The 26505-nt window shown below is 68.3% G+C and carries 28 protein-coding genes, 2 tRNA genes and 2 pseudogenes; 15 read left to right on the plus strand and 17 right to left on the minus strand.

Annotation, left to right across the window (positions count from 1 at the left end; genetic code table 11):
- Positions 1 to 4: 4 nt before the first annotated feature.
- A complete protein-coding gene (locus K368_RS0102965; protein ID WP_027171092.1) occupies positions 5 to 1405 on the minus strand; it encodes an efflux RND transporter periplasmic adaptor subunit in 1401 nt (466 codons plus the stop codon).
- Positions 1406 to 1548: 143 nt separating this feature from the next.
- The gene (locus K368_RS0102970; protein WP_245259481.1) at positions 1549 to 1911 is read right to left on the minus strand and encodes a hypothetical protein; all 363 of its coding nucleotides are present in this window, start codon (positions 1909 to 1911) and stop codon (positions 1549 to 1551) included.
- A 74-nt stretch (positions 1912 to 1985) separates the two neighbouring features.
- Here K368_RS0102970 and K368_RS26970 point away from each other — a divergent pair, with 74 nt between their 5' ends.
- A complete protein-coding gene (locus K368_RS26970; protein WP_197030970.1) occupies positions 1986 to 2168 on the plus strand; it encodes a hypothetical protein in 183 nt (60 codons plus the stop codon).
- 202 nt (positions 2169 to 2370) lie between these two features.
- The gene (locus K368_RS26975) at positions 2371 to 2619 is read left to right on the plus strand and encodes a hypothetical protein (protein WP_027171094.1); all 249 of its coding nucleotides are present in this window, start codon (positions 2371 to 2373) and stop codon (positions 2617 to 2619) included.
- Between the two features lie 281 nt (positions 2620 to 2900).
- On the opposite strand, the gene K368_RS0102985 is transcribed toward K368_RS26975, so the two are convergent.
- A complete protein-coding gene (locus K368_RS0102985) occupies positions 2901 to 3887 on the minus strand; it encodes a cation diffusion facilitator family transporter (protein WP_027171095.1) in 987 nt (328 codons plus the stop codon).
- 238 nt (positions 3888 to 4125) lie between these two features.
- On the opposite strand from K368_RS0102985, the gene K368_RS0102990 reads away from it, so the two are divergent.
- Positions 4126 to 4647 (plus strand): DNA-binding protein, encoded by a 522-nt coding sequence (locus K368_RS0102990; protein WP_027171096.1) that lies wholly within the window; start codon positions 4126 to 4128, stop codon positions 4645 to 4647.
- Positions 4648 to 5048: 401 nt separating this feature from the next.
- Here the strand turns inward: K368_RS0102990 and K368_RS0102995 are convergent.
- Positions 5049 to 5123, minus strand: a tRNA-Gly gene (locus K368_RS0102995).
- A 303-nt stretch (positions 5124 to 5426) separates the two neighbouring features.
- Between K368_RS0102995 and K368_RS0103000 the strand changes: the two genes are divergently transcribed.
- From K368_RS0103000 to K368_RS0103010, 3 genes are all read left to right on the plus strand, one after another.
- On the plus strand, positions 5427 to 6074 hold the full coding sequence (locus K368_RS0103000; RefSeq protein ID WP_027171097.1) for a Maf-like protein: 648 nt from the start codon (positions 5427 to 5429) through the stop codon (positions 6072 to 6074).
- Positions 6071 to 6265 carry a DNA gyrase inhibitor YacG gene (gene yacG, locus K368_RS0103005; RefSeq protein WP_027171098.1) on the plus strand — a complete coding sequence of 65 codons (195 nt, stop codon included), beginning with the start codon at positions 6071 to 6073 and terminating at the stop codon, positions 6263 to 6265. The genes K368_RS0103000 and yacG overlap by 4 nt, the downstream gene beginning before the upstream one ends.
- A gap of 100 nt (positions 6266 to 6365) precedes the next feature.
- Positions 6366 to 6441 (plus strand) — tRNA-Phe (locus K368_RS0103010).
- Between the two features lie 3 nt (positions 6442 to 6444).
- Here K368_RS0103010 and K368_RS26440 read toward each other — a convergent pair.
- From K368_RS26440 to K368_RS0103020, 3 genes are all read right to left on the minus strand, one after another.
- A complete protein-coding gene (locus K368_RS26440) occupies positions 6445 to 6672 on the minus strand; it encodes a hypothetical protein (RefSeq protein ID WP_155934984.1) in 228 nt (75 codons plus the stop codon).
- A 249-nt stretch (positions 6673 to 6921) separates the two neighbouring features.
- Positions 6922 to 7188, minus strand: a complete 267-nt coding sequence (locus tag K368_RS0103015; protein ID WP_027171099.1) for a hypothetical protein — start codon at positions 7186 to 7188, stop codon at positions 6922 to 6924.
- 377 nt (positions 7189 to 7565) lie between these two features.
- Positions 7566 to 7760, minus strand: coding sequence for a hypothetical protein (locus K368_RS0103020; RefSeq protein ID WP_027171100.1), 195 nt, complete (start codon positions 7758 to 7760; stop codon positions 7566 to 7568).
- A gap of 821 nt (positions 7761 to 8581) precedes the next feature.
- On the opposite strand from K368_RS0103020, the gene K368_RS0103025 reads away from it, so the two are divergent.
- The 5 genes from K368_RS0103025 to K368_RS0103045 all read left to right on the plus strand — a co-directional run bounded on the left by K368_RS0103025 (position 8582) and on the right by K368_RS0103045 (position 16278).
- A complete protein-coding gene (locus tag K368_RS0103025; RefSeq protein WP_027171101.1) occupies positions 8582 to 9940 on the plus strand; it encodes an SWIM zinc finger family protein in 1359 nt (452 codons plus the stop codon).
- Positions 9940 to 11478 (plus strand): DUF5691 domain-containing protein, encoded by a 1539-nt coding sequence (locus K368_RS0103030; protein WP_027171102.1) that lies wholly within the window; start codon positions 9940 to 9942, stop codon positions 11476 to 11478. Before K368_RS0103025 ends, K368_RS0103030 begins: the two co-directional genes overlap by 1 nt.
- 3 nt (positions 11479 to 11481) lie before the next feature.
- The gene (locus K368_RS0103035) at positions 11482 to 12582 is read left to right on the plus strand and encodes an AAA family ATPase (protein ID WP_027171103.1); all 1101 of its coding nucleotides are present in this window, start codon (positions 11482 to 11484) and stop codon (positions 12580 to 12582) included.
- Positions 12583 to 12784: 202 nt separating this feature from the next.
- A complete protein-coding gene (locus K368_RS0103040) occupies positions 12785 to 15121 on the plus strand; it encodes a DUF5682 family protein (RefSeq protein ID WP_027171104.1) in 2337 nt (778 codons plus the stop codon).
- Positions 15118 to 16278 carry a VWA domain-containing protein gene (locus tag K368_RS0103045; protein ID WP_027171105.1) on the plus strand — a complete coding sequence of 387 codons (1161 nt, stop codon included), beginning with the start codon at positions 15118 to 15120 and terminating at the stop codon, positions 16276 to 16278. Before K368_RS0103040 ends, K368_RS0103045 begins: the two co-directional genes overlap by 4 nt.
- 172 nt (positions 16279 to 16450) lie before the next feature.
- Here K368_RS0103045 and K368_RS0103050 read toward each other — a convergent pair whose 3' ends face one another.
- The 5 genes and pseudogenes from K368_RS0103050 to modA form a co-directional block, all read right to left on the minus strand.
- Entirely contained in the window at positions 16451 to 17077 is a 627-nt protein-coding gene (locus K368_RS0103050; RefSeq protein WP_051439730.1) for a carbonic anhydrase, read from the minus strand.
- Positions 17078 to 17237: 160 nt separating this feature from the next.
- Positions 17238 to 17348: pseudogene (locus K368_RS27260) on the minus strand (isopenicillin N synthase family oxygenase); the annotation flags it as partial.
- Positions 17341 to 17625, minus strand: a pseudogene (locus K368_RS25790) (PLP-dependent transferase); the annotation flags it as partial. The pseudogenes K368_RS25790 and K368_RS27260, both read right to left, overlap by 8 nt.
- A gap of 463 nt (positions 17626 to 18088) precedes the next feature.
- Positions 18089 to 18298, minus strand: coding sequence for a molybdopterin-binding protein (locus K368_RS0103060; protein WP_018041720.1), 210 nt, complete (start codon positions 18296 to 18298; stop codon positions 18089 to 18091).
- Between the two features lie 12 nt (positions 18299 to 18310).
- On the minus strand, positions 18311 to 19108 hold the full coding sequence (gene modA / locus K368_RS0103065; RefSeq protein ID WP_027171108.1) for a molybdate ABC transporter substrate-binding protein: 798 nt from the start codon (positions 19106 to 19108) through the stop codon (positions 18311 to 18313).
- A 212-nt stretch (positions 19109 to 19320) separates the two neighbouring features.
- Here modA and K368_RS23770 point away from each other — a divergent pair, with 212 nt between their 5' ends.
- Positions 19321 to 19716 carry a winged helix-turn-helix domain-containing protein gene (locus K368_RS23770; protein WP_081739480.1) on the plus strand — a complete coding sequence of 132 codons (396 nt, stop codon included), beginning with the start codon at positions 19321 to 19323 and terminating at the stop codon, positions 19714 to 19716.
- A gap of 28 nt (positions 19717 to 19744) precedes the next feature.
- On the opposite strand, the gene K368_RS0103075 is transcribed toward K368_RS23770, so the two are convergent.
- From K368_RS0103075 to K368_RS0103090, 4 genes are all read right to left on the minus strand, one after another.
- Positions 19745 to 20665 (minus strand): alpha/beta hydrolase, encoded by a 921-nt coding sequence (locus K368_RS0103075; protein WP_027171109.1) that lies wholly within the window; start codon positions 20663 to 20665, stop codon positions 19745 to 19747.
- Between the two features lies 1 nt (position 20666).
- Positions 20667 to 21674 (minus strand): SDR family oxidoreductase, encoded by a 1008-nt coding sequence (locus tag K368_RS0103080; RefSeq protein WP_027171110.1) that lies wholly within the window; start codon positions 21672 to 21674, stop codon positions 20667 to 20669.
- 113 nt (positions 21675 to 21787) lie between these two features.
- Positions 21788 to 22042 (minus strand): hypothetical protein, encoded by a 255-nt coding sequence (locus K368_RS0103085; RefSeq protein ID WP_027171111.1) that lies wholly within the window; start codon positions 22040 to 22042, stop codon positions 21788 to 21790.
- A 56-nt stretch (positions 22043 to 22098) separates the two neighbouring features.
- Positions 22099 to 22836 (minus strand): site-2 protease family protein, encoded by a 738-nt coding sequence (locus K368_RS0103090; protein ID WP_036265919.1) that lies wholly within the window; start codon positions 22834 to 22836, stop codon positions 22099 to 22101.
- A 254-nt stretch (positions 22837 to 23090) separates the two neighbouring features.
- On the opposite strand from K368_RS0103090, the gene K368_RS23775 reads away from it, so the two are divergent.
- Together K368_RS23775 and K368_RS0103100 are read left to right on the plus strand one after the other, a co-directional pair.
- Positions 23091 to 23924, plus strand: coding sequence for an alpha/beta hydrolase (locus K368_RS23775; protein ID WP_036265921.1), 834 nt, complete (start codon positions 23091 to 23093; stop codon positions 23922 to 23924).
- A 10-nt stretch (positions 23925 to 23934) separates the two neighbouring features.
- A complete protein-coding gene (locus tag K368_RS0103100) occupies positions 23935 to 24318 on the plus strand; it encodes a restriction endonuclease (RefSeq protein ID WP_197030971.1) in 384 nt (127 codons plus the stop codon).
- 359 nt (positions 24319 to 24677) lie between these two features.
- On the opposite strand, the gene K368_RS23780 is transcribed toward K368_RS0103100, so the two are convergent.
- Positions 24678 to 25169: a lipocalin-like domain-containing protein gene (locus tag K368_RS23780; protein WP_051439731.1), complete on the minus strand. Its 492-nt coding sequence runs from the start codon at positions 25167 to 25169 to the stop codon at positions 24678 to 24680.
- Between the two features lie 240 nt (positions 25170 to 25409).
- Here K368_RS23780 and K368_RS0103110 point away from each other — a divergent pair, with 240 nt between their 5' ends.
- A complete protein-coding gene (locus tag K368_RS0103110; RefSeq protein ID WP_155934986.1) occupies positions 25410 to 26504 on the plus strand; it encodes an acyltransferase family protein in 1095 nt (364 codons plus the stop codon).
- Position 26505: the final 1 nt, after the last annotated feature.

Here is a 26505-nt window from a genome sequence, read left to right on the forward strand (position 1 = left end):
GCCCTCAGTGCGCGTGGTCGGCTTCGGCCTTGCCGAGCTCGGCCTTCAGGACGAAGGAGTTGGCCACTGCGACCTCGTCCCCGGGCTTCAGGCCGGTGAGGATCTCGAAGGCGTCGTCGTCGGCCTTGCCGATGGTCACGTCCCGGCGCACGAAGCCCTCCTGGGTCCGCACGAAGACGACTTTCTCAGCCCCGATGGTCTGGATCGCGGACTTCGGAAGCCGCACCTTCACCTTGTCCTGGGCGATCTCGACCTCGGTGGTGACGAAGGTGCCGGGCCGCCAGGCCATCTCCTTGTTCGGCAGGGCGACGATGACCCGGGCCGAGCGGGTCTCCGCGTTGAGGATCGGGCTGACGAACACGACCTTGCCCTCGCCGCGGGCCGCGTCGTCGCCCCCGACGATGGTCACCTTGGCGCCCTCGCGGACCTTCGGGAGTTCGGTGGTCGGGACGGCGAGCTCGATCCACACCGAGGACAGGTCGGCGACCGTGTACACGTCGGCCGGGTCGCCTTCCTTGCCGACGGCGGTCCCGACGTCGACCTTGCGCTCGACCACACGTCCGGCGAGGGGTGACCTCAGTTCGTAGCGGCGCAGGCTCGACAGGTTCGGGGTGGTCTCGTCCTTCTTGGCGGAGGTCGCGACCTCGGCGGCGTTCAGCCCCAGCGCCGAAAGCTTCTGGCGGGCGAGGTCGACGCGCAGAGTCGCCTCCGAGTAGGCCGCCTTGGCGTTCAGGAATGCGGACTCCGCCGAGATGCGCTTGTCCCACAAGGCCTGCTGGCGATCGAAATTCGTCTTCTCTAGGTCCGCCTTGACCGTCGCGGACAGGAAGTCGCTCTTGGCCTCGGCGACCTCGCGGCTGTCGAGGACGGCCACGACCTCGCCCTTGGCGACCTCCTCGCCGAGGCGCTTGCGCATCTCGGAGACGGTGCCGACGACCCGCACGGGGACGCGGGCGATCCGATCGGCATCCTGCGCGATGGTGCCGGGCACCAGCAAGTGGCGCGAGAGGATGCCGCCCTCGACCCTGGCTAGTTTGATGTCCTGCTCGGCGGCCTGCTCGGCCGTCATCCTGATCTTGCCCTCGCCCTCCTCGCCGTGGCCGTGCACCTCGCCCTCGGCATGCTTGTGGCCGCCGGCCTCCGGCTTGGCCTCGCCCTCCGAGTGCTTGGCCTCGCCCGCCGGCTTGGGCTCGCCCTCGGCGTGCTCGTGGCCGTGGTCGCCGTGCCCGTCGTCGGTTGCGGCGGCGGCGGGCTTGGTCATGGCCGCATTGGTTGGTGGTGCCGCCCGGGCATTCGTCAGGCCGGCGGCGGCGAGGGCGCCCTGCACCACCTCGGACACGCGGGGGAACGCACCGCCGATGGCGATGCCGATGGCTAGGAAAGCCACGGAGAGAAATGCACGCATGGGAATGGGCCGGGTTCCGACCGGGACGTCGCGTCGCCGCTCATGCGGCTGGGGACGGTCCCGTACTGGGAGTTCGCGATGGTGAGGCAGCCGGAACCCGCGAGGGGCCGGCAGGGACGCGCCATGAGCGTGGCGGCGTCGCCTCAGGCGCGAGGCGGCCTTGGGAGGCGGTCCGGTGAGACGGACCCGAGGGAGGCCGTCACAGTCGCGTAGGAGGCGCGCCCGGTCCCGGGGGACGGCAGGGCTAGTGTCCCGTCGATGCTCAGACCCTGATGGCAGCCGCAATTTGCATGGCAGGCCGGACAGGCGTCAGAATGGTCCGTCGCCGCCGCTTGGCCCGGTGCGGACACCGAAAGTTCGTGGCTGGCCGTACGATGGGCCTCGGCGGAATGGATCGCGCCGGGGACGACGAGCGCCAGGACGAGGACGAACGAAAGCATGCGGACGGTGGTCGCCCACCAGCCGTGCATCGTGTTGTAGGCCCTGGTCCGGGGTCCGGTGGTCATGATCGCCTTATGAACGATTCAGGGCCACCCGTACATGCCGGGGGGCCCAAGATGAGGGCGGAACCTCAATCGTCGTGGTGGTGATGATGGTGATGACGGGGTTCACCGTAGAACCTGCCCTCGCCGTAGTATGCGCGGTCACCATAATCCCGGCGTTGACGGTGGATCACGACATCGTCGTGATCGCCGTGGTGGTACCGGTCGACGTGAACGTCGCCACCGCGCCTGTCAAAGTCGCCACCGTAATACTGGGCTGAGGCCGCGGCGGGGGCAAGGATCAGGCTGACGGCGACCAAGGCTGGAATCCGAATTCGCATGTCACGTTCCTCAAGGGGATATGCCCTCAGGATGGGCGCGGTGAGTTGAACGGGGCCTGAAACCCGCGTTCATCGATTCGGAACCCGATGACCCGGGACCTCGCGAAAATGGGTTCACGAGATTCCGGATCGAAAGGGCTCAGTGGCGCTCGATGATCGTGGTGCGACGCTCGCCGCCATGATGGTCGTCGTGATGGTGATGTTCGCGCACGACCTCGTGGCGGTCGTCATGGCGGTCGCGATGGCCCTCGCCGTGGCGTTCGCCATGGCTGTCTCCGTGGACGCCCACGCCGCCTCAGCCGACGTCGATGTGCTGCGCGAGGGCCGCGACCGGCGAGAGGGCCGCGACCGGCGAGAGGGCCAACGAAAGGGCGGCGGCGCAGGCGAGTAGGCTCAACTTCATGGTCGTGCTCCCGGAAACATTCTACGGCCAGGAACATGCGATAATCCCAAACCGATCCAAGATTACCTCGTGTCCTCCGACAAGCCGAAGTGCATGAAACCTGACGCGCCTAACAAGATCGCGCAGTCCGTCTCAGGGTTTCCAAGTCGTCAACGCGTGATCGGCATGTCCGGGCCCGGGATATCTACTCCGCCCATATGGCGAGCCTCGTGCAGCTGCTTCATCGTTCCCCTGAAGAGACGGCCCATGGCTTGTGCGGAGCTTGTCGCTCAGACCACGTGCTCGGGTGCGAGGGCGCAGACGGTGTCAGCGCTGGTCTCCACCTGAAGGGTCGTGTGGCCGATGCCGAAGCGCTCCTTGATCCCGTGCGCCGCGCTCATCAGGAAGGCGTCGTCGGCACGTCCGCCCGGCATGAAGAGGTGAGCCGTCAGGCAGGTCTCCGTGGTGCTCATCGCCCAGATGTGAAGGTCGTGGAGTGCCATTACGCCAGGAAGTCCTTCGAGGTGGCCGCGGACGGCGTCCGGGTCGATGCCGGGGGGAACGGCGGCGAGGGACAGCGTGAGGCTATCGCGAAGAAGTCCCCAGGTGCTCCAGACGATGACGGCCACGATGGCGAGGGAGACCATGGGATCGAGCCAGGTCCAGCCGGTGGAAAGGATGACGAGGCCGGCGACGACCACACCCGCGGAGACGGCGGCGTCGGCTGCCATGTGCAGGAAGGCGCCCCGGATGTTGATGTCGTCTTTGGCACCCGATGCGAACAGCCAGGCGGTAAGGCCGTTCACGAGGATGCCGACTCCGGCCACGATCATCACGGTCTTGCCGGCGACCGGGGCCGGCTCGCCGAACCTTTGGATGGCTTCCCAGGCGATGCCCCCGACGGCCACCAGCAGGAACATGGCGTTGAACAGCGCCGCCAGGATCGACGAGCCCTTTAGGCCGTAGGTGTAGCGGGCGCTCGGGGCACGCTTGGCCAGAACCGTCGCGATCCAGGCGACGACGAGGCCGAGCACGTCGGACAGGTTGTGGCCGGCATCCGCCAGCAGGGCCATCGAGTTCGCCAATACCCCGTACGTCGCCTCGACGGCGACGAAACCCACGTTGAGGGCAATGCCGATGGCGAACGCCTTCCCGAAGTTCGCGGGGGCGTGGGAGTGGCCAGGCCCGTGGGAATGTACGTCATGGCCATCGGATGCACAGGTCTCATGGTCATGCGGTCCGTGGTCGTGGCCGGCGTGTGCGTCGTGCGATGTCATGGTCGTCCTGTACCGGTCTTCGGCATTTGCTGGGTCTGATAGGGGCTCATTCGGCGGGCGCTGGAAGCGTCGCGACCCCGGCTAATTCTTATAATCAGCCCAGCAGCACGCCGTCTGGTCTGGTCTGGTCTGGTCACGGTCAATACCAGGTACCGCGTACCGGTTCCTGGTATTAGAGCGCTCAAATGAAAGTTAGCAGTTTTGCTTCATCCTCTTGTCATTCGAGGATCCCCTTCACATGCCAACGCAAGACGAAGTGTTCGAAGCGGCGGACGCGCTTCTGGCAGGGGGCCAGCGCCCCTCCAGGCGGCGCGTGCACGAACGACTGGCAAACGGGGGATCGCCGGATGTGATCTTGAAGCACCTCGCTGCGTGGCGGGAGGCCGGGAGATTTAAGCGTCAGCTGGAACTCAAGGATCTTCCAACAAGCGTTCAGGAGCGTTCCAGCGCCCTGGTGAAGGAAACACGGCTGTTGGCCCAGGGTGAGGCAGCGCTCGGCTGGCAACAGGAGCGTGCCTCCTTGGATGAGATCCGGCGGGACGAGGCTGAGGATTGCGAGCACCTCCTCGGCTTGTTTCGGGAATCTGAAGTCAAAGCAGAAGGAATCGCCGCGCAGCTCGCAATGGCCGTCGCAGAGGCGGACAGGCTACGATCTGCCCTGCGGTCTGTGAAGACCAGCTCCGGCGCTCTCGGTCCGAGGCCTTCTGGGATCGCGGTATGCAGGAGGTGCGAGCGATCCTGCCGGCAGAGGGCGGCATGACGCCTGAGGAGATCCTGGCGTCCCTGCAGCCATGGACGAAACGGGGGGGGCATCGGTCGCCAAGCAGAAGCTGAACCCTGGAACACTCAAAACGAAAATGGAAGACCGGGCTCATTGGAGCAGGTATTTGGTCGCGCTGGGCGATGGTCGCTTCGGGCGTCAGGCCGGCTGACCGGTGCGTGGATTAGGTCGCCCCCCTCGGGGCAGTGACGGCTAGTCGCGATTTAGCCATCCATGCCGTCCTTCAGTCGACATGGGTGCAACTTGAAATCGCATTCAAAGCCGTCAGACATCTTTCCGACCGCCAGGGCGACATCTTTGGCAGGCCGGAACGATGGAATCGATGTGGTATAGCCCTATTTCTGAGCAACTCGCCGCACCAGCTAAGTGTTTGAAATGATTGGAGCGGGCGATCGGGATCGAACCGACGACATTCAGCTTGGGAAGCTGACGTTCTACCACTGAACTACGCCCGCGTGCCGATAGACAGAAAAACGCCTCGACAGGCGAATTTCCTCGATCCAGCGGGACGGACCATATCAGAGCGGCTTGCTTTGTCCACGGTCTCGTCGCGGCGGGTTGCGAAGGTCTACGTTCCCAAGGGGCGGGCTTTCCGATAGCGTGGCGGACGGTTCGGCATGTCGAACCGGCCCATTAGATCCGGCCCATCGCGCGACCGGGTCGGCTCGCCTCTTCGGCACGGCGCCCATCCCCAGCATGCGGATTGTCAAAAAGCACCGATGGATATCTCTTCCGCGCAAGGCGGCACGCACGCCACGATGAATGCCGCCTCCGGCGGGACGCCCCGCCTTGGCCCGCGCCTCGTCCTCGCCTCGGCGTCGCCGCGTCGGCTGGCGCTGCTGCAGCAGGCGGGCCTCGAACCCGACGCCCTGCTGCCCGCCGATATCGACGAAACCCCCAACAAGTCCGAGGCACCGCGCGAACTCGCCCGGCGCCTCGCCCGTGCCAAGCTCGACGTGGCGGGGGACGCCGCCCGTCGCCGCGACGACATGCGCGACAGCTACATCGTCTCCGCCGATACGGTGGTGGCCGTGGGCCGGCGCGTGCTGCCAAAGGCGGAACTGGCCGACGAGGCGACGGATTGCCTGCGTCTGCTCTCCGGGCGGCAGCATCGCGTCTATACGGCGGTGTGCGTGCTCTCCCCCAAGGGCAACCGCCGCGAGCGCGTGGTGGAGACGCGGGTGCGGTTCAAGCGCCTCTCCGGCCGCGACATCGAGAGTTACATCGCCTCGGACGAGTGGCGGGGCAAGGCCGGCGGCTACGCCATCCAGGGCCTCGCCGGAGCCTTCGTGGTCAAGCTCGTGGGCTCGCACAGCGCCGTGGTCGGCCTGCCGCTCTACGAGACGATCAACCTCCTCGAAGGCGAGGGGTTTCCCGTGCGGCAAGCCTGGGGAGCGATGGCATGACCGGGACCGCTCCCTCCAAGCGCAAGCCCGAGCCCTGCCCCGTCTGCCGCAAGCCCGCGCAGCCGGAGTTCCAGCCTTTCTGCTCGGCCCGCTGCGCCGATATCGACCTCGGCCGCTGGCTCACCGACCGCTATGCGATCCCCACCGACGAGGACGAAACCGAGGACGATGCTCCGCCGCGCTCATCCTGAATCAATCCGATTGCAGGATGCGTGAGAAGGAGGCTGGACAGGGCCCCATCACCTCACTATACCCCCGCTCCAGTCGACGGCGCCAAGCGCTTCGGCGGAGGCCCAGGTAGCTCAGTTGGTAGAGCATGCGACTGAAAATCGCAGTGTCGGCGGTTCGACTCCGTCCCTGGGCACCATTACTATTTATGCCATTCCAGCATTGAGCCCGGTTGGCTGTTTCGTCCGTGCAGGGCTACGGAACCGGGCGGCATTGCCGCGTCCTTCTGTGGTTTCGGCGGCACGCCTCCCAAGTTGCTTTGGCGGATCGCCGTCGCGACGACGAACTCCGGCACTGGGCGCGCGAGGTCCACGGGCGATTTCGGCGGATCGCCGACGAGAATACCAGCATGCCCGGTGAGAAGCGCCATGCGGCGGCTGGCATCCTGCCAGCAAAAAGCCCGGCACGGTGTGATCCGGCCAGGCTTTTGGTGATGCATGAGGCGTGGGCCTAAGGGAGTAGGAAGCCGAAATCACTTGCCTGAAGCGATGAGGCGGCAACATCATGAAGAATGAACTTGTTGCCAGACCCAGCACCGTCGAAGGTGATAAGGGTGTTCGCCCCACCAATCAGCTCGCTGATGTTGATGTCATTGAAGCTGTTGACGAGAGCCGAAACATCAAAATGTGTCTGGGCCCGACTCGAAGCCATAGACATTATCGCGTGCGAAGTTCGATTTGAAAGTGAAGGTATCGGTCCCTGCGCCGGCATAAAGTTTGTCGCTCCCGGTGCTACCGTCAATGACCGTGTCACCCGCGCCGGCCGTGATGGTGTCGTTACCCTTGGTACCCATCACCGTAGCAAGCGTAGTTGCGGCATTCTGTACGGTGATCGCGACTTTCGTGCTGACATCAGACATATCGAGGGTCAGTAGTACATCGCGCACGTAGACCGCTTCGATCTTCTTGAAGTTCGCGTCGGTGATCGTAAAGTTTTCGGCTCCCTGAAGGAAGAGCTTGTCGTTGCCGCCCCCCCTCGACCAGCGTCGGCGCCTCGATGACCACGAGCCACGGACAGTGCCGCACTGGCGCCTCGCCGAGATCGAAAGCTATCTACGGTCACTCATTGAGTCGCCGCGGGATCCAGGCCTCGGGCATTCTTGCCCTGACGGGGCCGGCCAATGCATGGGCGCGCTGCAATCCCGCTCCGCCCATCCATCGGCATCCGAAACCCGGCAGGATCTGAGCGGAGCCCCTTGCCCGCAAGAGAGATCGTCGGACAACACGGAGAGGATGCTCCTCGATCCTTCGACCAGACTCGACGCTACCGGTCCCGGTCCGCCTCGAGCTGCTTCATGAGTTCGGCAAGGCGTGGGTCCAACGGCTCGTCGATGACCGGCTCGTAGAGGGCTTGCAGCTCTTCGCCGAGACGCCGCCGTGTCGTCTCGGTCAGCGCACTGTTCAGATCCGTGGCACGGGGCCGAGGCCAAGTGGGCTCGCGGTATTCCTCGATGCGCATCCCATTCCCCCGCTGACACAAGGACTGTAAACGCGAAGTTCGGAGATAGGTTCATATGTCGCGGCCCATGGGGAAGTCCCTCCCTCCGGCGGCTACGGGATTCACATTTCTCACGGGCTACGCGACTGTCCTCCCCAGCGGAACTCGGGCTTGCCCGTGATCCGCTGGGGAGGAGTTGGAGGGGGTGGTGGGACGACCCTCCTGCTGCGGAGGCTGGCGGAGCCACCCCCGGCCCCCCGGCTCATAAACTCTCTCCACAAGGGTGAAGAGGAACACGTCGAGCTTTCAAAGACGCAGCTGTGTGAATCCAGCAGCCGCCCGCGCGGGGAGCGCGGATGCCCTGGAATTGGACCGTTCGCGAAACCGGCAGTCTTGCGCGAGGGCAACTCCGGGCAAAAGTCCGCGCCCTTGTCGATCAGGGAGGCTCATCGTTGAGAGCACTCACGACACTCCCGGTCACGGTCGGCGCACGATGGCGCAGCGGGAGTTTTGGGAGAGACACCGAACCGCCACCTCAGCTCTACAGATGACACCGAACGAGATTGCAGTCGGAAGAACGAGAGCCACTTCCGAGGTCAAATTACGGCAGCAAGCCCGACGATCGCTGGAGAGCTGAGCTTCGATCACTCCCATCTTCCAGTCGGATGCTGTCTCCTTGGCGCTTTAGCCTTGCATACACCTTATGCCGGCCCGTTCCCCGACATCCTTATAGGATGTCTTCTTATTATGAAGTTAAACTATAGATTTATGCTTGCGTTACAGTTTCGGCTTGTTACGCTCGTGCGAAGCATCCCACTTCGGAATCGCCATCCCATCGCCGTATGAGCCTCACCTCCGCGCAAATCCTCGACCTCGCTCCCGATGCATCGAGCCGCAAGGCCGGCCAGGATCAGGCGAAACCGGCCAAGTGGGGCGGACTCGGGAGAGCTGGCGACGTCGTCTGGGGTGAGATCAAGGGAAGTGGGGCGAACCCCTATCGCACGGTCGCCGATCTCTCCGGTCCGGCCTCGACATGCACCTGCCCGAGCCGGAAATTCCCCTGCAAGCACGCCCTCGGCCTGATGCTGGTGGATGCCGCCACGCCGATCTCCGAGACCGAACCGCCCGACTGGGTCGCCGCGTGGATCAGGGGGCGCGAGAGCCGTGCCGTCTCCGCCGAGGCGCGGGCTCAGGCGGTCCCGGCCCCCGTGGACGAGAAGGGGCAGGCCAAACGCCGCCACGCCCGCGAGGGCAAGGTTTCGGCGGCCCTCGACGAGCTCGATCTCTGGCTCGGCGACCTGATGCGGCGCGGTCTCGCGACGGTGCGGCGCGAGCCCTATGCCTTCTGGGACCGCATGGCGGGGCGTCTCGTCGATGGACAGGCCCCGGGCCTCGCCCGCAGGGTTCGGGCCATGCCGGGCCTCGTCGCGGCCGCGCCCGTCTCGGGGGTGGCACGTCCGGAAGCCACCCTCGCCCTCGCCCTCGGCCGCCTGTCCCTGCTGGTCCGCGCCGCGCGGCGTCTGGACAAGCTCACGCCCGAACAGGCGGCGGGCGTCCGCGCGGCCATCGGCTATCCCGTGACCGCCGAGGAGATGGCGAGCCGGCCGGATGTCGTCGACGAGTGGGCCGTCCTCGCCCATGCGGTGGAGGACGAGGACAAGCTCACCGCCCGCACCGTCTGGCTCGCCGGACGGACGAGCGGCGCCATGGCTCAGGTGGTCGATTACGGCACAACCGGCTCGCCGCTGCCGCCGGTCCCGGCGGCGGGACAGGATTTCTCGGGCGCGCTCGTCTTCCATCCCGGCGATCCGCCGCTCAGGGCCGTGTTTCACGAGGGGCGCGCCGGGCCGGCACCGGCCGGCTCCCTGCCCGGCGCGACGAGCGTCGCCGCGGCCCTCGACGGTTTCGCCGAGGCCCTGGCAAGGGCGCCATGGATCGACCGCTGGCCGGTTCGGCTGTCCGGCCTGCGCCTCGGGCATAGGGCGGATGGCGCCATGGCCGCGGGTGATGCCACCGGCTGTTTCACCCTTGCCGATTCCGCACATTTCCCCCCTCTGATGGCGGTTGCGGCAGGCGGCCATATCGATCTTTTCGGGCTCTATGACGGGTTCGCGCTGGCACCCCTGGCCATGGTGGCCGACGGGCACCTCTATGCGGTCCCGGCCCAGGATCCCCGGCCGATCCTGGTGAGGGCGGCCTGATGAGTCTCGGCGCCTTCACCCCCGACGATTGGGAATCGGCACTCGTCTCCGCCCTGCTCGGGGCCGACCGTTCCCCCGCCCCCGCCGATTTCGAGACGGTGGCCGGCGCGCTTCCGTGCGGAGAGCCGGGCACAGCCCTGCTGGCGCGGGTCGCGGTCGCGGGCATCCACCATCTCGCCGGCAGCGGCCTTCCGCCCGAGGCCTTCACTCCGGTGCCGCCGCGCTTGGTGGAGGGCCGTCCCTGCCCGCCTGAAGCTGCGGCGCGGCTCGGCCTCCTCCTCGCCGGGGGCACGGCGGCGCGGGGCCGTTTGAAGGAATGGTGCGAGCTCGCCGCTGCAGCGGGGATGCGCGCGCCGCCCTGGCTGCTTCCGGCCCTGGCACCCTACCGGCGCGAGTGGGGCGAGACCATCGACGCGATCGCGGGCGAGGAGCTCGACTGGCTCGACAGGGCCTGCGCCGCCGGCGCCGCGCCGACGGCTCCGGATGGGGCGGAGGCAAGCCCCGCCGAGCGACGTGCGGCCTTCGTCGCCTTCCGCCTGCGCGATCCGGAAGGAGCCCGCCTCGAACTGGAATCAGGTTTCCGCGCCGAGAAGGCGGAGATGCGCCAGAACCTCGTCTCCGCCCTGGAGATCGGCCTGTCGGAGGCGGACGCGCCCTTCCTCGAGACCTGCCTCGACGATCGCGCGAGCGGCGTCCGGTCGGCGGCACAAGCGCTGCTGCCGCGTCTTGCCGGATCGCTCTTCGCCTCGCGCATGGCGGCGAGGGCGAGGACGATCCTGGTGATCGAGAGCCGCCGAAAGCTCCTCGGCGGGACGAAACACACCCTGGTGGTGACGCTGCCGGAGGAATCGCCGACGCTCGCCCGGGACGGGATCGAGGCCCATGCCTACGAGCGGCATAGGGGCGGCGCGAAGGCCAGCCTGCTTCGTGCCATCGTCGCCGCGGCCCCGCTGCACGCCTTCGCCGAACATCCGCCGGGGCTCTGGATCGAACTGGCGCTGCGCAGCGAATGGCCACAGCCCATCGTCGATGGGTTCCTCAGTTCCGCGCGGCGCGAGCGCAACCTGGACTGGGCGCGGGTGATGGTCACGGTGCTGGCCGAGGGAGTCGCCGGACGCCTGTCCGGGATTCAGCCGAGCGAAGCGCTCCGCGAAATCTGGACCCGCGCCGTGCGGTCGCTCCCCGATGCGGAATGGGAGGCGACGGTGGCGCGGATGCTCGACAAGGGGGAGATCGATACGATCCTCGCCCTCCTGCGGCAGGCACCCTCCGCCCTGTCGGAGGCCTTCACGGCGGTCCTCCTCGATTGGGTCGCCTCGGTGACGCGAACCTCGTCGTCGGATTGCCGCGGGCTCGCCTCCGCTCATCTGCTCGCCCGCCTCGCCGAACGGGCCCGGCCCGGCGAGGACCATGCGGCCTCCGCCGCCGCCATCCTCGCCCGGCTGCCGGACGAGGCCGAGGAGAACCTGCGCCGGCAGATCGAGGACTTCGCCGAGATTCTCGCTTTGCGCGCCACCATCCGACGGGAGTTCGCCTGAGCCATGAGCCAGACCAACCGAACCAAGACGACGCAGCTCCGACGGGCCGCCGAGGATGCCTTCGCCGAGGAGTTGGAGGCCTTGCGCGGCGCCGATGACAGGCCGCGTCCGCCGAACTGGCTGCTCTCGCCGCAGGCGGTCGTCACCTACCTCATGGGCGGGCGGCTAGGCTCCGGTTTCGAGGTCTCGCCGAAATACATCGGCGACCGGCGCCTGATGGAAGTGGCGGTGGCGACACTGGCCACCGACCGGGCGCTCCTCCTCCTCGGCACGCCGGGCACCGCCAAGAGCTGGGTCAGCGAGCATCTGGCGGCGGCCATCTGCGGCACCTCGCGCCTCATCGTGCAGGGTACCGCCGGCACCAGCGAGGAATCGATCCGCTACGGCTGGAACTACGCCCTGCTCCTCGCCAAGGGACCGAGCCGCGAGGCGGTGGTGGCGAGCCCGATCGTGCGCGCCATGGAGGAAGGCAGAATCGCCCGCGTCGAGGAACTGACCCGCATCCCCTCCGAGACGCAGGACAGTTTCATCACGATCCTCTCCGAGAAGACCCTTCCGATCCCCGAACTCAACGAGGAGATCGCCGCCGCCAGGGGCTTCAACCTCATCGCCACCGCCAACAATCGGGATCGCGGCGTCAACGAGCTGTCGAGCGCCCTGAAGCGCCGCTTCAACACCGTGGTGCTGCCCCCTCCGGCCACGATCGAGGCCGAGATCGCCATCGTCGAGACCCGCGTGGCCGCCCTCGGGCGCGCCTTCGAGATCCCCGCCGAACCGCCCGGCGCCGACCAGATCCGGCGCGTCGTCACCATCTTCCGCGAGTTGCGGGAAGGCGTGACGGCCGACGGCAAGAGCAAGGTCAAGCAGCCGTCCGGCACGCTCTCCACGGCCGAGGCGATCAGCGTCGTCGGCAGCGGGCTGGCGCTGGCCGCGCATTTCGGCAACGGCCACCTTTCGGCTCACGACCTCGTCTCCGGGATCAGTGGCGCGGTGATCAAGGATCCGGTGCAGGACGCCATCGTCTGGCGAGAATATCTCGAGACCGTCGTCAAGGAACGGCCGGAATGGAAGGACTTCTACCGCGCCGCCCGCGAGAGCGCGTGAGGCCGTGCTCACCCTCCCCCCTCTGCGGGGGAGGGTGCCTGCGGAGCAGGCGGGGGAGGGGGCGACCTCTCCGGATACGGCGCTCCCCTCTCCCGACCCTCGCTGACGCGAGGGCCACCCTCCCCCGCGCGCCATCCACCGCGACATCCCACCCACGAGACCGTTCGTGCCATGAGCCTTCGCCCCAACACCCCCGGCCGCGATGCCTGAGGTTCGGATCTTCGGCATCCGCCACCACGGGCCGGGCTCGGCCCGCTCCCTGCGCGCGGCCCTCGATGCCTTCCGGCCCGATTGCCTGCTCATCGAGGGGCCGCCGGATGCCGACGCCCTGATCCCGCTGGTCGCCGACCCGGCGATGGCGCCGCCGGTGGCCCTGCTCGTCTACCGGGCGGACCGGCCGCAGACCTGCGCCTTCTTCCCCTTCGCGGTCTTCTCGCCCGAATGGGTGGCCATGCGCCACGGCCTCGACCATGGGGCGACCCTGCGCTTCATCGACCTGCCGCATGCGATCCAGCTCGCCGACGGGTTCGGCGCGCCGCAAGGCCCCCTCGAGCAAGAAGCGCCGGACCAGGAATCTCATGCTCCGGCGCCCCTCGACGCTGAGCCGGCGGCAGAGGCGGGGCAGGAGGACACTCCCCTTCCGGCATCCACCGCGATCCGGCGCGACCCGCTCGGAGAACTCGCCGCGCTGGCCGGCTTTCCGGACGGCGAGCGTTGGTGGGACGCGCTTGTTGAGAGTCGGGCGGGCGAGGACGGCGACGTGTTCGACGCCATCGCCGAGGCGATGGCAGCGCTGCGCGAAGATGCCGGCGCCGACCCGGAGGAGGCCTCCCGCGAGGAGGCGCGCGAAGCCCATATGCGCAGCACGATCCGCAAGGCCGGCAAGGAGGGGTTCGCCCGCATCGCCGTGGTCTGCGGCGCCTGGCACGCCCCGGCGCTGGCGCGCCACGACGCCAAGGGACAGGTCGGCCTCGATGCGGCGACCCTGAAGGGATTGCCCAAGACCAAGGTCGCCGCCGCCTGGGCGCCCTGGTCCTACGAGCGTCTGGCCACCGCCAGCGGCTACCGGGCCGGGGTGCTCTCGCCGGAATGGTACGATACCCTGTGGAACCACGAGGGCCGCGTCGCAGCGCGCTGGCTCGCCCGCGCGGCGGCCCTGCTCCGTGCCGAAGATCTCGACGCCTCGCCGGCCTCCGTGATCGAGGCCGTCCGCCTCGCCGAGGCGCTGGCCGGTTTCCGGGGACGGGCGCGCCCGTCCCTCGACGACCTGCACGAGGCCGCGCAGGCGACCCTGTGCTTCGCCGATCCGGCGCCGATGGCGCTGATCCGGCGCAAGCTCGTCATCGGCGACCGCCTCGGCGCCACCCCACCGGACAGTCCCGGCACGCCGGTGGAGGCGGATTTCGCCGCGACCTGCAAGAGCCTGCGCCTCAAGCCGGAGGCGGTCGCGGGTGAACTCGTCCTCGACCTACGCAAGGACAACGACCTCGCCCGCAGCCATTTCCTCAACCGGCTCCATCTCATCGGCATCCCCTGGGGCCAGCGTCAGCAGGCGCGCGGGCGCGGCACCTTCAAGGAGGCGTGGTTCCTGTCCTGGCAGCCCGAATGGGTGGTGGATCTGGTCGCCGCCTCGGCCGATGGCGGCACCGTGGCGGAGGCCGCCGCCAGCCGGGTGCGGAGGCGGGCTCGCGAGGCGACCCGCGTCGCGGAGCTGTCGAGCCTCATCAGCACGCTCCTCGACGCCGATCTCGCCGGAGCCGGGGAGGATGTGATCCGCGCCATCAACGACCGGGCCGCCGTCTCGGCGGACGTATTCGACCTCATGGAGGCGCTGCCGCCGCTCGCCGAACTGGCGCGCTACGGGTCCGTGCGCTCCTCCGATACAGGCCCGGTCCTCGGCGTGGTGCACGGGCTGGTGCCCCGCGCCGCCGCCGGGCTGACGGCGGCCTGCCAGAGCCTCGACGACGAGGCCGCCGCATCGGCCATGGGGCGGATCGTCGGCGTCAACGGCGCGATCTCGCTCCTGGAGGAGCCCGACTTGAAGGCGGTCTGGCAGGAGGCCCTTCGCGGCCTGGCCGACCAGACCCATGTGCATGGCCGCGTCGTCGGACGCGCCGTGCGGCTGCTGTTCGACGACCGGGCCCTCACGGCGGAGCAGGCCGGCAATCGGCTTCGCCTCGCCCTGTCCCGCGCCTCGGGCACGATGGCGGCCGCCGCCTGGATCGAGGGTTTCCTGGAGGAGAGCGGCACGGTCCTGATCCATGGCGGCACCCTGCTCGCGATCCTCGACGAATGGCTCTCCGGCCTCGACGCGACGCTCTTTGCCGAATTGCTCCCCCTCCTGCGCCGCACGTTCGCGACGATTTCGCGGGGCGAACGGCGCGCCATCGGAGAGGCTTTGAACCGCCACGCGACGGGTGTTTCCGCCGGCGAGAAATCCGGGCGCATCCTCAATGCCGGACGCGCCGCCAGGGTGCTGCCGATCCTGCGCCTCCTCATGGCGCCGAGTGGGGACGAGACGACGGAGGACACGCCATGAGCGACACCGAGCGCCTGCGCCGCTGGCGCCTCGTCCTCGGTGGGGGCGCGGCGGACGGCACCGGCTGCGGGCTGTCCGGCCGCGATGTCGGCATCGACCGGGCGCTCGGCGCCCTCTACGATTCCGACCGGAAGGGAGGGCTGGGCGCCTCGTCCCCCTCAGTGCCGCGCTGGCTCGGCGACATCCGCGAGTATTTCCCGGCCTCCGTGGTGCAGGTGATGCAGCGCGACGCCTTCGAGCGCCTCGACCTCAGGCGCATGCTCACCGAGCCCGAGATGCTGGAGGCGGTGGTCCCCGACGTCGCCCTCGTCTCGACCCTAATCTCCATGCGCGGGCTGCTGGGCGGCAAGACCAAGGACACCGCCCGCCTCGTGGTACGCAAGGTGGTGGAGGCCCTGATGCGCAAGCTCGAAGAGCCCCTGCGCCAGGCGGTGACCGGGGCCATCGATCGCGCCAGCGTGAACCGACGCCCGCGCCATGCGGAGATCGACTGGAACCGGACCATCCGGGCCAACCTGCGCCATTACCAGGCCGAGTACCGCACCATCATCCCCGAGACCCGGTTCGGCCACGGCCGGCGCCAGCGCGCCAGCCTCAAGGACGTGATCCTGTGCATCGACCAATCCGGCTCGATGGCGAGTTCGGTCGTGTATTCGAGCATCTTCGGCGCGGTAATGGCCTCGCTGCCGGCGGTGACCACCCGGCTCGTGGTGTTCGACACCGAGGTGGTGGACCTCTCCGACGAGTTGGAAGACCCGGTGGAGGTGCTGTTCTCGGTCCAGCTCGGCGGCGGCACCGACATCAACCGGGCGATGGGCTATTGCGAATCCCGCATCACCCGCCCCGAGGACACCATCCTGGTCCTGATTTCCGACCTCTACGAGGGCGGCGTCGAGGCCGGGCTCCTGGCGCGCGCGCAGCGGATGGTGGCATCGGGCGTGCAGGTGGTGGCGCTGCTGGCCCTGTCAGACGAGGGCGCGCCCTCCTACGACCGGGCGCTGGCGGGCCGGCTCGCCGCGTTGGGCGTGCCCGCCTTCGCCTGCACGCCGGACCTGTTCCCCGACCTGATGGCGGCGGCGATCCGGAAATCCGACCTCACGGCCTGGGCTGCCTCGGCCGGCATCGCGGCGATCCCGGCGGCGGGCCCGCCCGGCTGAGCCGAGAGGCGTCTACTCCGAAGCTGTTTCGTCAGCCGACGCATCGGCCGGGAGCCTGGTTCGCTCGCGAAGCAGGGCCGGGTGGAACGCCCTCGCCCTCCGCAGCCTGCGTTTCAGCATCCGGCGGGAGCGGGACCGGATCGGCCACAGGGCACGTCTCATGACGTTGCCCCTATCCGAGATGAAGCGGCGGCGTGGGCCGGCCGGCCTCGCTGGCTGCCGCGATCTCGTTCAGGCGCCCCGTGGCGACGTCGTAGACGAAGCCGAAGATCGGGATGCGGCTCGGCACGAGGGGATGCGCACGGATACGCCGGACATCCGAGGTGACGGCATGGCTCTGCTCGGGGATGGTCAGCCAGTCGATGGCGTAGCCGGCCGGCGAGCCGCCGCCATGGAGCGGGTTCGACCATCCCGTGCCGTCGAAGCTCGCGGTGTCGAGACTGTCGGCGAGGAGATCGCCGATGACGGCGTCGGTGAACAGCTCCATCCCGCAATGGGTGTGGTGGATCACGAAGAACGCCTCGGTGCCGAGGAGCTTGTGCGAGATCACCAGGGAGCGGATCGCGTCGTCGCTGGCCCGCCCGCCGGCATTGCGGATGACATGGGCGTCGCCTTCGCCGAGGCCGGCGTATTTCGCCGGATCGAGGCACGCATCCATGCAGGTCAGGATGGCGAACCGGCGGGCCGGCGGAAGGGCGAGGTCGCCCTTGTCGAAGCTCTCCACGTAGCGCTCGTTGGCCGCGCGGATGTCGCGATAGGCCTGGGGCTCCAGGTCGGAGACGGCGATGTCGGCTGCCATGGAGGGGAAACCTCGCTGAGGAAGGTGGCGTGGCTGAACATGGCGGCGACACCGCCGAGATGAGCGGCGTCGGGAATGCCGCGCTGACCGTCGTCGTGCCAGGGCGGACCGCGCAGGAACGCGTTCAGCAGGCCGGAGATCACGCGCCAGGGGCCGCCGCTCATGCGGACCCCGTCACGGCGAGGTCGCCGTAGAACCGAGCCGCCACATCGGGATGAGAGCGCAGGCGGCCCTTGAGGTCGTTGCGTCCGACCTCGTGGAAGAGCGGCGAGAGCGAGGGCCGCCGCCCCTCCTTCGAGGGCGGCGAGGCGCTGCTCCAGCACGTCGACGGTGGGGTTGGTCACACGGGTATAGAGATGGCCGAGCTCCTTCAGGGCGAACAGGTTCTCGGCATGGGCCGTGTCGCGGAACTGGAACGAGGTGGTCTGGTGGATCGGCACCGCCACCGAGCCCGAGGTCGGATCGGCGCGCCAGCCCGCATGCAGAGCGAGGATCTCGGGGTGAAGCGAGGCGGCGGAGCGCGTTGTCGTCGTGCTCTGATTGGACATGGCACAGCTCCGTTGGACGTCGGGGCGGCGTGAGATTCGGACTGGCCATGGGAGGCCGATCACCGCTCCAAAAGAACGGCGTGAACCGGACCGCGACAGAAGTTCAGAGACTGTCAGCGACAATATAAATGACAGATTTTTCTACTACTGATCGGTCACGCACAGAAACTAATCAAGATTGCCTTCGCATCATGAGGCACTTGCCGTCCCTGTCAACGGAATGGATTTTCGATTTTCAGCGCGGAACGATGCAAAGTCTTCGGCGACGAACGCATCGGGGGAGTGAATTTTCACCTATCTCACCGACCAGGCCTGAACGGCCTCGATCTTCGGTGGACCTGGCGCCTCGTCACGAGCGGACTGGCAGTGCAGTCAAGCGGTGAACGGCTGTGGTCGCGGGAATGCGGATGCCCGATCGGTCGGGAGGCAACGCCCCGGTGGGGACGATGCCTCCCGCAACTCTTCAGTCGACGGCGATCATCACGTCCGAGGACTTGACGACGGCATAGGCTTCGCCGCCCACGGTGAGGCCGAGCGCATCCACCGACTCGTTGGTGATCGAGGCGGTGACGACGGTGCCGTCGGCGATCTCGATCTTCACATGGGCGGTGGTGGCGCCCTTCTCGACGGCGACGATCTTGCCCTTGAGGGTGTTACGCGCGCTGATCTTCATGACGTTTCCCTTTTATCGTGCGGAATTGGGGCCGAGGATGGTGAAGCCTTGGGCTTCGAAGAAGGGTTTGGCGTCCACTCCCTGGAGGAAGTCGAGGAACTTCGCAGCGCCCTCTCCCTTGGCCTCGGCCGTGACGGCGAACGGGTACACCACCGGGGGGTGGCTGTCCGCCGGAAACACCCCCACCACCTTCACCCCCGGATCGGACTTGGCGTCGCTCTCGTAGACCACGCCCAGCGGCGCCTCCCCGCGCGAGACCAGCAGCAAAGCGGCCCGCACGTTGTCGGCCTGGGCGAGGCGCGGCTGCAGGCCTCCCCACAGACCGAGCTTCTCGAAGGCGGCTTTCGCGTATTTGCCGATGGGCACCGAATTGACCTCGCCGGTGGCGAGACGCCCGTCGGGCCCCAGCGCCGCAGCGAAACCCTCGGCGGTGAACGGCACGGCGGCGGTCCCGGCATCCTTCGGAGCGATGACGACGATGCGGTTGCCGAGCAGGTTCACCCGGGTCTCGGGACGGATCAGGTTCTTCTTTCCGAGATAATCCATCCATTCGAGATCGGCCGAGGCGAAGAGATCGGCCGGTGCGCCGGATTCGATCTGCCGCGCGAGGGCCGAGGACGCGGCGTAGCTCGCCCTTACCTCGACGCCGCTCTTGGCGGTGAAAGCCTTGCCGGCATTGTCGAGGGCGTTCTTCAGGCTCGCTGCCGCGAACACCGTGGTCGTCTCGGCGGCCCGGGCGGCGGGAGCGAGGATCACAGGCGCCAGGATGACGGAGCCGGCGAGGACGAGGGCACGGAGGGAGGTGAACATGACGGATCGTCTCTCGAAGGCGGACAATGAGGGGACAGCCGTCAGGCGGCCGCGTCGATGACGATGGCCCGACGTCACGCTATATACATCTGGACATATCGATTGCTCAAGGATCGATCGGCCAGCGCGCGGTCGAAATGGCCCTCCATTCGGCCTATCGTCGCTCCACATCGGAACGGGCCCGGGGCGCTGGGTGAGCGGGAGACGGGCAGATGGCGACGTTGAGCATCCGGATCGATCTCGGCCCCGGAAACCGCGTCGGTCCGGGCAAGATCCAGCTCCTCGAAATGATCGCCGAGCATGGCTCGATCTCGGCGGCGGGCCGGGCCATCGGCATGTCCTACAGAAGGGCCTGGACGCTCACCGAGGCGCTGAACACCGGCTTCGGCCGGCCGGTGGTGGAGGTCCAGATCGGCGGCAGGAGCGGCGGCGGGGCGCGGCTGACGGCTTTCGGCACCGCTCTGGTCCGCGCTTACCGCGCCATCGACGCGGCGGCGGCCGAGGCTGCGGCTCCGTTCCTGAACGGGCTCGCCGGGGAGACGTTCACGCCCGATGCCGACTCCGCCTCCGGCCAGGGCGAAGGAGCGCCCGTCGGACGCACCGGGTGAGGGAGCCACAGCCGGACCACGGCCGGGCTCAGTCGCAGCTCGCGCGTCGCCGCTCGATCTCGAGTGCCGCCTCCACGACGGCCTCACCAGCGAAGTGATGGAGCATGTGGCCGAGGCCATGCAGCCACCGGAAGGTCGCATCCGGGATCAGGCGCGCGGCCTGCCGCCCGTGCATCAGCGGGTTGGTGACGATGTCGGCGCTGCCGCACAGGATGGCCACGGGCACGCGGCAGGCCGCATAGGACAGCGCGCTGCGGGACAGGTCGCTGCACAGCATATTGGCGTTCTCGCCATCGGCGACGAGGCGCCGGGACTGGCCTGCGAGGCCGAAGGGGAACTCGGCGGCAAAACGCGCCGGCATCGGCTGCGGCAGGAACATGGCCCGCCACAGCAACGGCATCAGGAACGCGTCGCTGCCGGCGAGCATCCACGACAGCGCGTCCCCGCCCATCGGGCTGGCGCGCGGCCCGAACAACATCTGTTCGAGGCGAAGCTCGGGAAAGCAGATCGGCGATACCGCGACCACGCCGCCCGCCTCGTCGGGATAGGCCATGCCGAAGGCGAGGCAGACGGCCCCGCCGAAGGAATGGCCGACGAGGACGGGACGCCGGAGCCCGAGGCCCCGCGCGACATCACGGACGATCTGAGCCTGCCGCCAGACCGACGCATCGCTCAGGCGGACATGCTCGCTCTCGCCATGGCCGGGCCGATCGATGGCGACTACGCGGAAATGCCGCGCCAGCGCCTCCATCGGGCCGAGCCACATGTCGTCCAGGGTCATCACCGCCCCGTGGACGAGGATCAGATCCGGGCCCGACCCCGCCTCCACATAGGCGATCCTCGGCCCATTCGGGATGTCGAGGAAACGACGCGGCGGCATGTCCGCCCGGACCGGCACCGGCGGGGGAGACGCACCGCGCCGGGGTTGGACGACGATCGCTCCCGCCATCTCAGGACCGCCTTCGCGGGGACGATTTGCGGCCGAGAAGCACGGCGGCAGTGGCGGCGAGGCCCGCCACCGCGCCCAGGGTCACGAGGGGGTGCAGGGTCGCCCGGGTATAGGCGCTCGACCGCATGACGGGAAACGGCGGAGAGCCCCTCACCGCGCCGGCACCGCGCGGCGCGTGCAGGGCACCCTCGGAATGCTCCGCAGGCTCGGATCGCTTCTGGAGGGCGATGATGGCGGAGGCCAGACGGTCGTAGGCGCCGGGCGCGAATTCCTTGCCCATGACGAACAGCTTGCCGCCCCCGCCGACGATGATGTCGCGCTGGCCATGCACCGCTGCGTGAAGGATGGCGTTGGCGACCTCCTCCGGCGGGTAGATCGGCGGCGGCAGGGTCGGCCGGCGGTCCATGTAGTTGCGGGCCCGGTCGGGGAGCGGGGTATCGATGGAGGCGGGCTTGATCAGGGTGACGGAGACCGGCGCATCCTCCGCGATCAGCTCCATGCGCAGCGTATCGGTGAAGCCCTTCACCGCGTGTTTCGAGGTCGCGTAGAGGCCCTGGAACGGGAAAGCGAGGTCGGAGGCGATGCTGCCGACATTGACGAGTGCTCCCCCGCGCCGGCGCAGGTGCTCCACCGCGATCAGGGACCCGTTCACCGTGCCCCAGAGGTTCGTCCGGATGAGGCGTTCGTGGTCCTCCTGGGCGATCTGCGAGAGCGGGCCGTAGACGGTGAGGCCGGCGACGTTCACCCAGGTATCGAAACCGCCGAAGATCGCGATGGCGGTGTCGGCGATGGCCTGGACATCCTCGCGGCGTCCCACATCGGCGACGACGGAGACGGCCCGGCCAGGGCCTCCGAGTTCCTCGCAAAGTCTGGCGAGGACATCCCCGCTCCGTGCGGCGAGGACGACGCGCGCGCCCCGCTCGGCCGCCATGCGGGCGGTGGCGAGGCCGATGCCGCTCGACGCACCCGTAATGACGATCACCTGCTCGCGCAGGGGCTTGTGTTTCATCGGCGGGGGTTCCGGTCTCTGCGGGGGTCTGGATGGATCTCCGGACCTACGCACGAGGGGCGGATGCGTTGCCGGCGGCGCCGGCCTGCGCGCTTATCACGCGTGCCGCCGCGTCAGCCCCCGGTGAGGCTCTCGGCGAAATCGTCGGGCACCTCGCCGAACTGGCCGAGGATCGTCGCGCTCTCGAGTTCGCCGGTCTCGTCGTCGGCCACCACCTTCAGGGCGGCGGTGCCGGGCATGCGGCCGGACATGGCCTCCGCCTTCTTCAGGGCGCCGCTCTCGGTGGGCGCGACCTCGCGGTCGCCGGGCACGAGGCGCTTGCGCTTGATCACGAAGGTCTGGACCACGAACGTCGTCTTCAGGGCCATTGCCATCTCCGTGGGCCGCGCCGCCCTCCCTGCCTCATAGGCCGGGTGCGGACGGCTTACCAGAGACGGATCAGGCCGTAGCCGACACGCGCATCCACGATCTCGATGCCGAGGAGGCCGATGATGAAGAGGCTCGCCCGGAACACCGCCGGGCCGAAGGCGCTGGAGAACAGAAAGAGGCCCGCCAGGATCAGGTTGACGTGCAGGGCCGCCCGGTCGGCGACGCGGCGCACCGGCTCGGGCAGCCAGGGCTGAAGGATGCCGTAGCCGTCGAGGCCCGGAAACGGCATCAGGTTGAGGATGATGGCTGTGCCCTGGAACAGGGCGGAGACGGCGAGCACCGCCCGGAGCGTGTCGGACTCCTCGCCCGTGAGGGAATAGAGCAGGGCGAGCGCGAGGAGGACGAGACCGTTCATCGCCGGGCCGGCCGCCGCCACGGCGGAGATCCAGACCTTGCTGCGCAGGAGATGGGTGTTCACGAACACGCGCCCGCCGGGAAACCCGATCCCTCCGAGAATCGTGAACAGCAGCGGCAGGACGATGGACGAGAGGGCGTCGGCATAAAGCCGCGGGTCCAGGGTGAGATAGCCGCTCTGCGGGATGTCCGCATCGCCCCCTTTCCAGGCAACGAAGGCATGGCCGAATTCGTGCAGACACAGGCTGAGCAGCCAGCCGGCTATCACGAAGACGAACGCCACACCCGAGCCCGCCACGGCGCCGGTCCCGATGGCGAGGCCGGTCCCGAGGAAGATCAGGGCGATGAGCAGGAAGTTCGCGCTGGGGCCGACCGGCACGGCCGCGGCTCGAACCTGGCTTGGCGGAAGCTCTGACGACATCTCACCCCCGATGGAGCCTCGGACCGCAGGACGGGCGGCGGCGGGTCGAATTCCCAAATTCCGCCATTCCCGAACGCCTCATACGCTCGTAGCCCCGCGCGCGGCACCGTCGCATCGCGGGAGCTTCGTGCGCATGACACGATCGGGTGGTGGTCTCAACAGCGCGCCGCCTTCGACCGCCCCTCCCATCCCATGAGCCAAGCCCGCCGCGAATGATCCTGCTCCGCGTCATCCTGCTCGTCGCCCTCGGGCTCTCCGCCTCGGTCCTCGGCGCCCTGTACCTGTTCCAGCGCCATCTCATCTATCCCGGCGCCTTCGGGGCCGGCCTCGGCGAGGGCGAACGCGGGGTGCCGGCCGGGACGGAGGCGGTCACGGTGACGACGGCCGACGGACGCCGACTCTACGGCCTGTGGCGGGCGCCCGAACCCGGACGCGGCGTGGTGCTGACCTTCCACGGCAACGGCTCGCTGCCCGAACCGCATGCCGCGCGATTCTCGAGCGGGGTCTGGCGCGACGCCGGCTGGGGCACCCTCGCCATCGCCTATGGCGGCTATCCCGGCTCGACCGGCTCCCCGAGCGAGGCGGGCCTGATCGAGGACGGGATGGCTGCCTACCGCTTCGTGTCCAGTCGCGCCCCCGGTGCGCCCATCCTGCTCCACGGCCATTCCATGGGGGCGGCGGTGGCCGTGGCCGTGGCCGCGCGCGAGCCGCATCTCGGCCTCTATCTCGAAGCGCCCTTCGTCTCCCTCGCGCGCCTCGTTGGCGAACACTTCCCTCTGCTCCCCGGGCTGCTCCTGCGCGACACCTGGCGCTCGGATCGCCGCATCGGCGGGGCGGCGGGGCGCATCCTCATCGTCCACGGCACCGACGATCCCGTCATTCCCGTGGCGCATGGGCGCGACCTCGCGGCCATGGCCGGACCGAGGGCGAGATTCGTCGCCGTGCCGGGCGACCACGTCTCGCTCCTCGGCCAGCGTGACGCGGAGGCGGAAGCGACGTTCCGTCCCGTCAGGAGCGGCGATCCCATTCCGGGGATGCCGCGTTGATACCGGCAGGATGGGAGACGGGGATTTGGGACGACGCGCCCGGCAATGGCGGGACGACGAGGAGAACGCGGACCGGTCGGCCGGTCCGGCGATCTGCCCGCTCTGCGAGAGGCCGATCCCGCCGCGCGCCAAATCGAGCCTGCATCATCTCACACCCAAGCTGAAGGGCGGCGCGAAAGCCGGCACCGTCCGCCTGCACCAGATCTGCCATTCGGCGATCCATGCCCGCTACAGCGAGGCCGAGATCGCCCGCCGCCTCGCCGATATCGAGGTTCTGCGGGCCGATCCCGAGATCAGCGGCTTCCTCGCCTGGGTGCGGACCAAGCCGGATGATTTCCACGCCGCCACGCGGATGACGCGGGCTCGCAAGCTCTCGCGTCGCAAGGTTTCCTGACGTCCCGCCATTTCGGGGGCCGGCCGGGGCGGATCGAAGTGCCCGCTGCCCTGCGCCGGGCCCTCGATATCATCTCCCAGAACGACGACACCAAGAGCTTCCGGCCGCAGCTGACCCTGCAATCGGATATCCCCTTCATTCCCCAGCCGCCCAATGCCCGAAGCAACTGGTTTCCAGGGACGCTGCTCAAGCAGCGCGACAACACCGTCGCCTCCTTCGTGGAATACGACCTCACGGATTGGCTGACCGCCTATGTTCGTGACCGTCGCATCGCCCCGGACCTTCATTCTGTCCGCCTCCCTCGACTTTTGAGGGAGCGGGAGTGGGCGGGGCTCCCCAAACCGGGGACGGAGCGGTGTTCAGGGATACCGCTCCCAGACGAGGGTAATGACGCTCGTCCGTCCATCGACGTTGAATTTGAAGGGTGGGGTCGTCAGCGTGATCCGGCCGTCCTTGAATTCCACATCCCTCACCTGCGAGGTTCCGGTCCAGGCCTCGTTCCATGACGTGTCGATGGCGTGCGTGATCTTTTGGCCGTCGAGCTCGTACGTGCCAGCGTAAGCGAAGAACGATTTGTGCAAGCGGATGCGGTCCTCATCGGTCATCTTGTCGTTCGCGATGGGCTTCACGCGCCCATCGAAGGCGCAGATCACCATCATGCGCCCGTCCTTGCCGTAGGTGAGCCAACCGCTGGGGCGGGGTCCACCGTAAGCGTCGATCATCTCGTTGGTGTCGACGATTCTGCGGGTGGCATTCGCGAGGCGCCACGTTCCATGAATGTCGTGCGCTTCGAGCGCACAGGCAGACGAGGCAACGAAGCACCACGCTGCGGCGGGAACACATATTTTCACGAGTCCCTCCCCTGTCTTTCGGCTCGCCAACGGCGAAACGCGACAAGTTATGCGAATACTTGATATTCCGCCATGGGATCGAAGATTTCACGGCGCGGACCGGCCGCCGCGGGTTATCCGGCATCCGAGCCCTCGCGTTGACCGGGCATTCGGCATGGATCAAGGACAACCGCATCAGCCGCAGCCGGCGTTAACCCCGGATCGGCCATGCTCGTCCCCGGATCTCGACGGAGTGCAGCTTTGGCGCCAGCGACCCAAATCCCAGGCCCCGGCGCCGAGGAGGCCCTGAGACTCGCCTGGGTCGATGTCGCCAAGGGCCTCTGCATCGTCCTCGTGGTGATGATGCACTCGACCCTCGGCACCGGCAACGAGATGGGTGGCGAAGGCTTCCTCCACACCGTCGTCGCCTTCGCCAAGCCGTTCCGCATCCCCGATTTCTTCCTCCTGTCGGGTCTGTTCGTCGGCCGCGTGATCGACCGGGACTGGCGCGTCTTCGCCGACCGGCGGGTGGTCCATTTCGCTTACTTCTACCTGCTCTGGGTCCTCATCCAATCGGCGGTGAAGTACGGCCAGATCGTCGACGGCGCCGGGCCGGGGGCTTTTCTCGCCCATCTCGCCCACGCTTTGGTGGAGCCCTATTCCACCCTCTGGTTCATCTACCTGCTCGCCGTGTTCTCGGTGCTGACGAAGCTCCTGCGGGGCCTGCATCCGGCGCTCCTCCTCGGCGGGGCCGCCCTGCTCCAGAGCCTCCCCCTCGAAGGATACTCGGATCTCGTCACCGAATTCTGCGGCCGCTACGTCTGGTTCGTCGCCGGCTACCTGTTCGCGGACCGGATCTTCCGGTTCGCCGGCCTCGTCCAGCGCCGCCCCCTCGCCGCCCTCGGCGGCCTCGCGGCCTGGGCCGTGGTGAACGGCGTCTTCGCCTTCACCGCCACCGGCCACGCGACCTTCCCGACCCTGGGGAGCCTGCCCCTCGTCAGCCTCGCCCTCGGCGGCGCCGGAGCGCTCGCCATCGTGGCCGCCGGCGCCCTCCTGACCCTCGCGGGCGGGCCGGTCACGGCGGCGCTCAGAGCCTGCGGCGAGCGCTCGATCGTCATTTACCTCGCGTTCTTCCTGCCCATGGCGGCCACGCGAACGCTCATCGTGAAGACCGGCGCCATCACCGATATCGGGCTCGCCAGCCTCACCGTGACGATCGTCGCCGTGCTCGTCCCCCTCGCCATCGAACGAGCGGTGCGCCACACGCCGTTCGTCTTCCTGTTCCGCCGCCCGGCGGCGTTCCACATCGTCGCGGAAACCCCGCCTCGATCCGCGAGGACGGCGGCGGCGCGCTGAA

Source organism: Methylobacterium sp. 10 (assembly GCF_000519085.1).
GTDB lineage: Bacteria > Pseudomonadota > Alphaproteobacteria > Rhizobiales > Beijerinckiaceae > Methylobacterium.

Excerpts from the sequence above, each read along its gene's own strand:
- K368_RS23775 (WP_036265921.1), top strand. The coding sequence starts at position 23,091 with ATGATCCTGCTCCGCGTCATCCTGCTCGTCGCCCTCGGGCTCTCCGCC.
- K368_RS0103100 (WP_197030971.1), top strand. The coding sequence starts at position 23,935 with ATGGGAGACGGGGATTTGGGACGACGCGCCCGGCAATGGCGGGACGAC.
- K368_RS0103080 (WP_027171110.1), bottom strand. The coding sequence starts at position 21,674 with ATGAAACACAAGCCCCTGCGCGAGCAGGTGATCGTCATTACGGGTGCG.
- K368_RS0102970 (WP_245259481.1), bottom strand. The coding sequence starts at position 1,911 with ATGACCACCGGACCCCGGACCAGGGCCTACAACACGATGCACGGCTGG.
- K368_RS0102990 (WP_027171096.1), top strand. The coding sequence starts at position 4,126 with ATGCCAACGCAAGACGAAGTGTTCGAAGCGGCGGACGCGCTTCTGGCA.
- K368_RS0103040 (WP_027171104.1), top strand. The coding sequence starts at position 12,785 with ATGCCTGAGGTTCGGATCTTCGGCATCCGCCACCACGGGCCGGGCTCG.
- K368_RS0103045 (WP_027171105.1), top strand. The coding sequence starts at position 15,118 with ATGAGCGACACCGAGCGCCTGCGCCGCTGGCGCCTCGTCCTCGGTGGG.
- K368_RS0103020 (WP_027171100.1), bottom strand. The coding sequence starts at position 7,760 with ATGCGCATCGAGGAATACCGCGAGCCCACTTGGCCTCGGCCCCGTGCC.
- K368_RS0103050 (WP_051439730.1), bottom strand. The coding sequence starts at position 17,077 with ATGGCAGCCGACATCGCCGTCTCCGACCTGGAGCCCCAGGCCTATCGC.
- K368_RS0103035 (WP_027171103.1), top strand. The coding sequence starts at position 11,482 with ATGAGCCAGACCAACCGAACCAAGACGACGCAGCTCCGACGGGCCGCC.
- K368_RS0103075 (WP_027171109.1), bottom strand. The coding sequence starts at position 20,665 with ATGGCGGGAGCGATCGTCGTCCAACCCCGGCGCGGTGCGTCTCCCCCG.
- K368_RS26440 (WP_155934984.1), bottom strand. The coding sequence starts at position 6,672 with ATGGCGCTTCTCACCGGGCATGCTGGTATTCTCGTCGGCGATCCGCCG.
- K368_RS0103060 (WP_018041720.1), bottom strand. The coding sequence starts at position 18,298 with ATGAAGATCAGCGCGCGTAACACCCTCAAGGGCAAGATCGTCGCCGTC.
- K368_RS0102965 (WP_027171092.1), bottom strand. The coding sequence starts at position 1,405 with ATGCGTGCATTTCTCTCCGTGGCTTTCCTAGCCATCGGCATCGCCATC.
- yacG (WP_027171098.1), top strand. The coding sequence starts at position 6,071 with ATGACCGGGACCGCTCCCTCCAAGCGCAAGCCCGAGCCCTGCCCCGTC.
- K368_RS0103085 (WP_027171111.1), bottom strand. The coding sequence starts at position 22,042 with ATGGCCCTGAAGACGACGTTCGTGGTCCAGACCTTCGTGATCAAGCGC.
- modA (WP_027171108.1), bottom strand. The coding sequence starts at position 19,108 with ATGTTCACCTCCCTCCGTGCCCTCGTCCTCGCCGGCTCCGTCATCCTG.
- K368_RS0102985 (WP_027171095.1), bottom strand. The coding sequence starts at position 3,887 with ATGACATCGCACGACGCACACGCCGGCCACGACCACGGACCGCATGAC.
- K368_RS0103025 (WP_027171101.1), top strand. The coding sequence starts at position 8,582 with ATGAGCCTCACCTCCGCGCAAATCCTCGACCTCGCTCCCGATGCATCG.
- K368_RS23770 (WP_081739480.1), top strand. The coding sequence starts at position 19,321 with ATGGCGACGTTGAGCATCCGGATCGATCTCGGCCCCGGAAACCGCGTC.
- K368_RS0103030 (WP_027171102.1), top strand. The coding sequence starts at position 9,940 with ATGAGTCTCGGCGCCTTCACCCCCGACGATTGGGAATCGGCACTCGTC.
- K368_RS0103000 (WP_027171097.1), top strand. The coding sequence starts at position 5,427 with ATGAATGCCGCCTCCGGCGGGACGCCCCGCCTTGGCCCGCGCCTCGTC.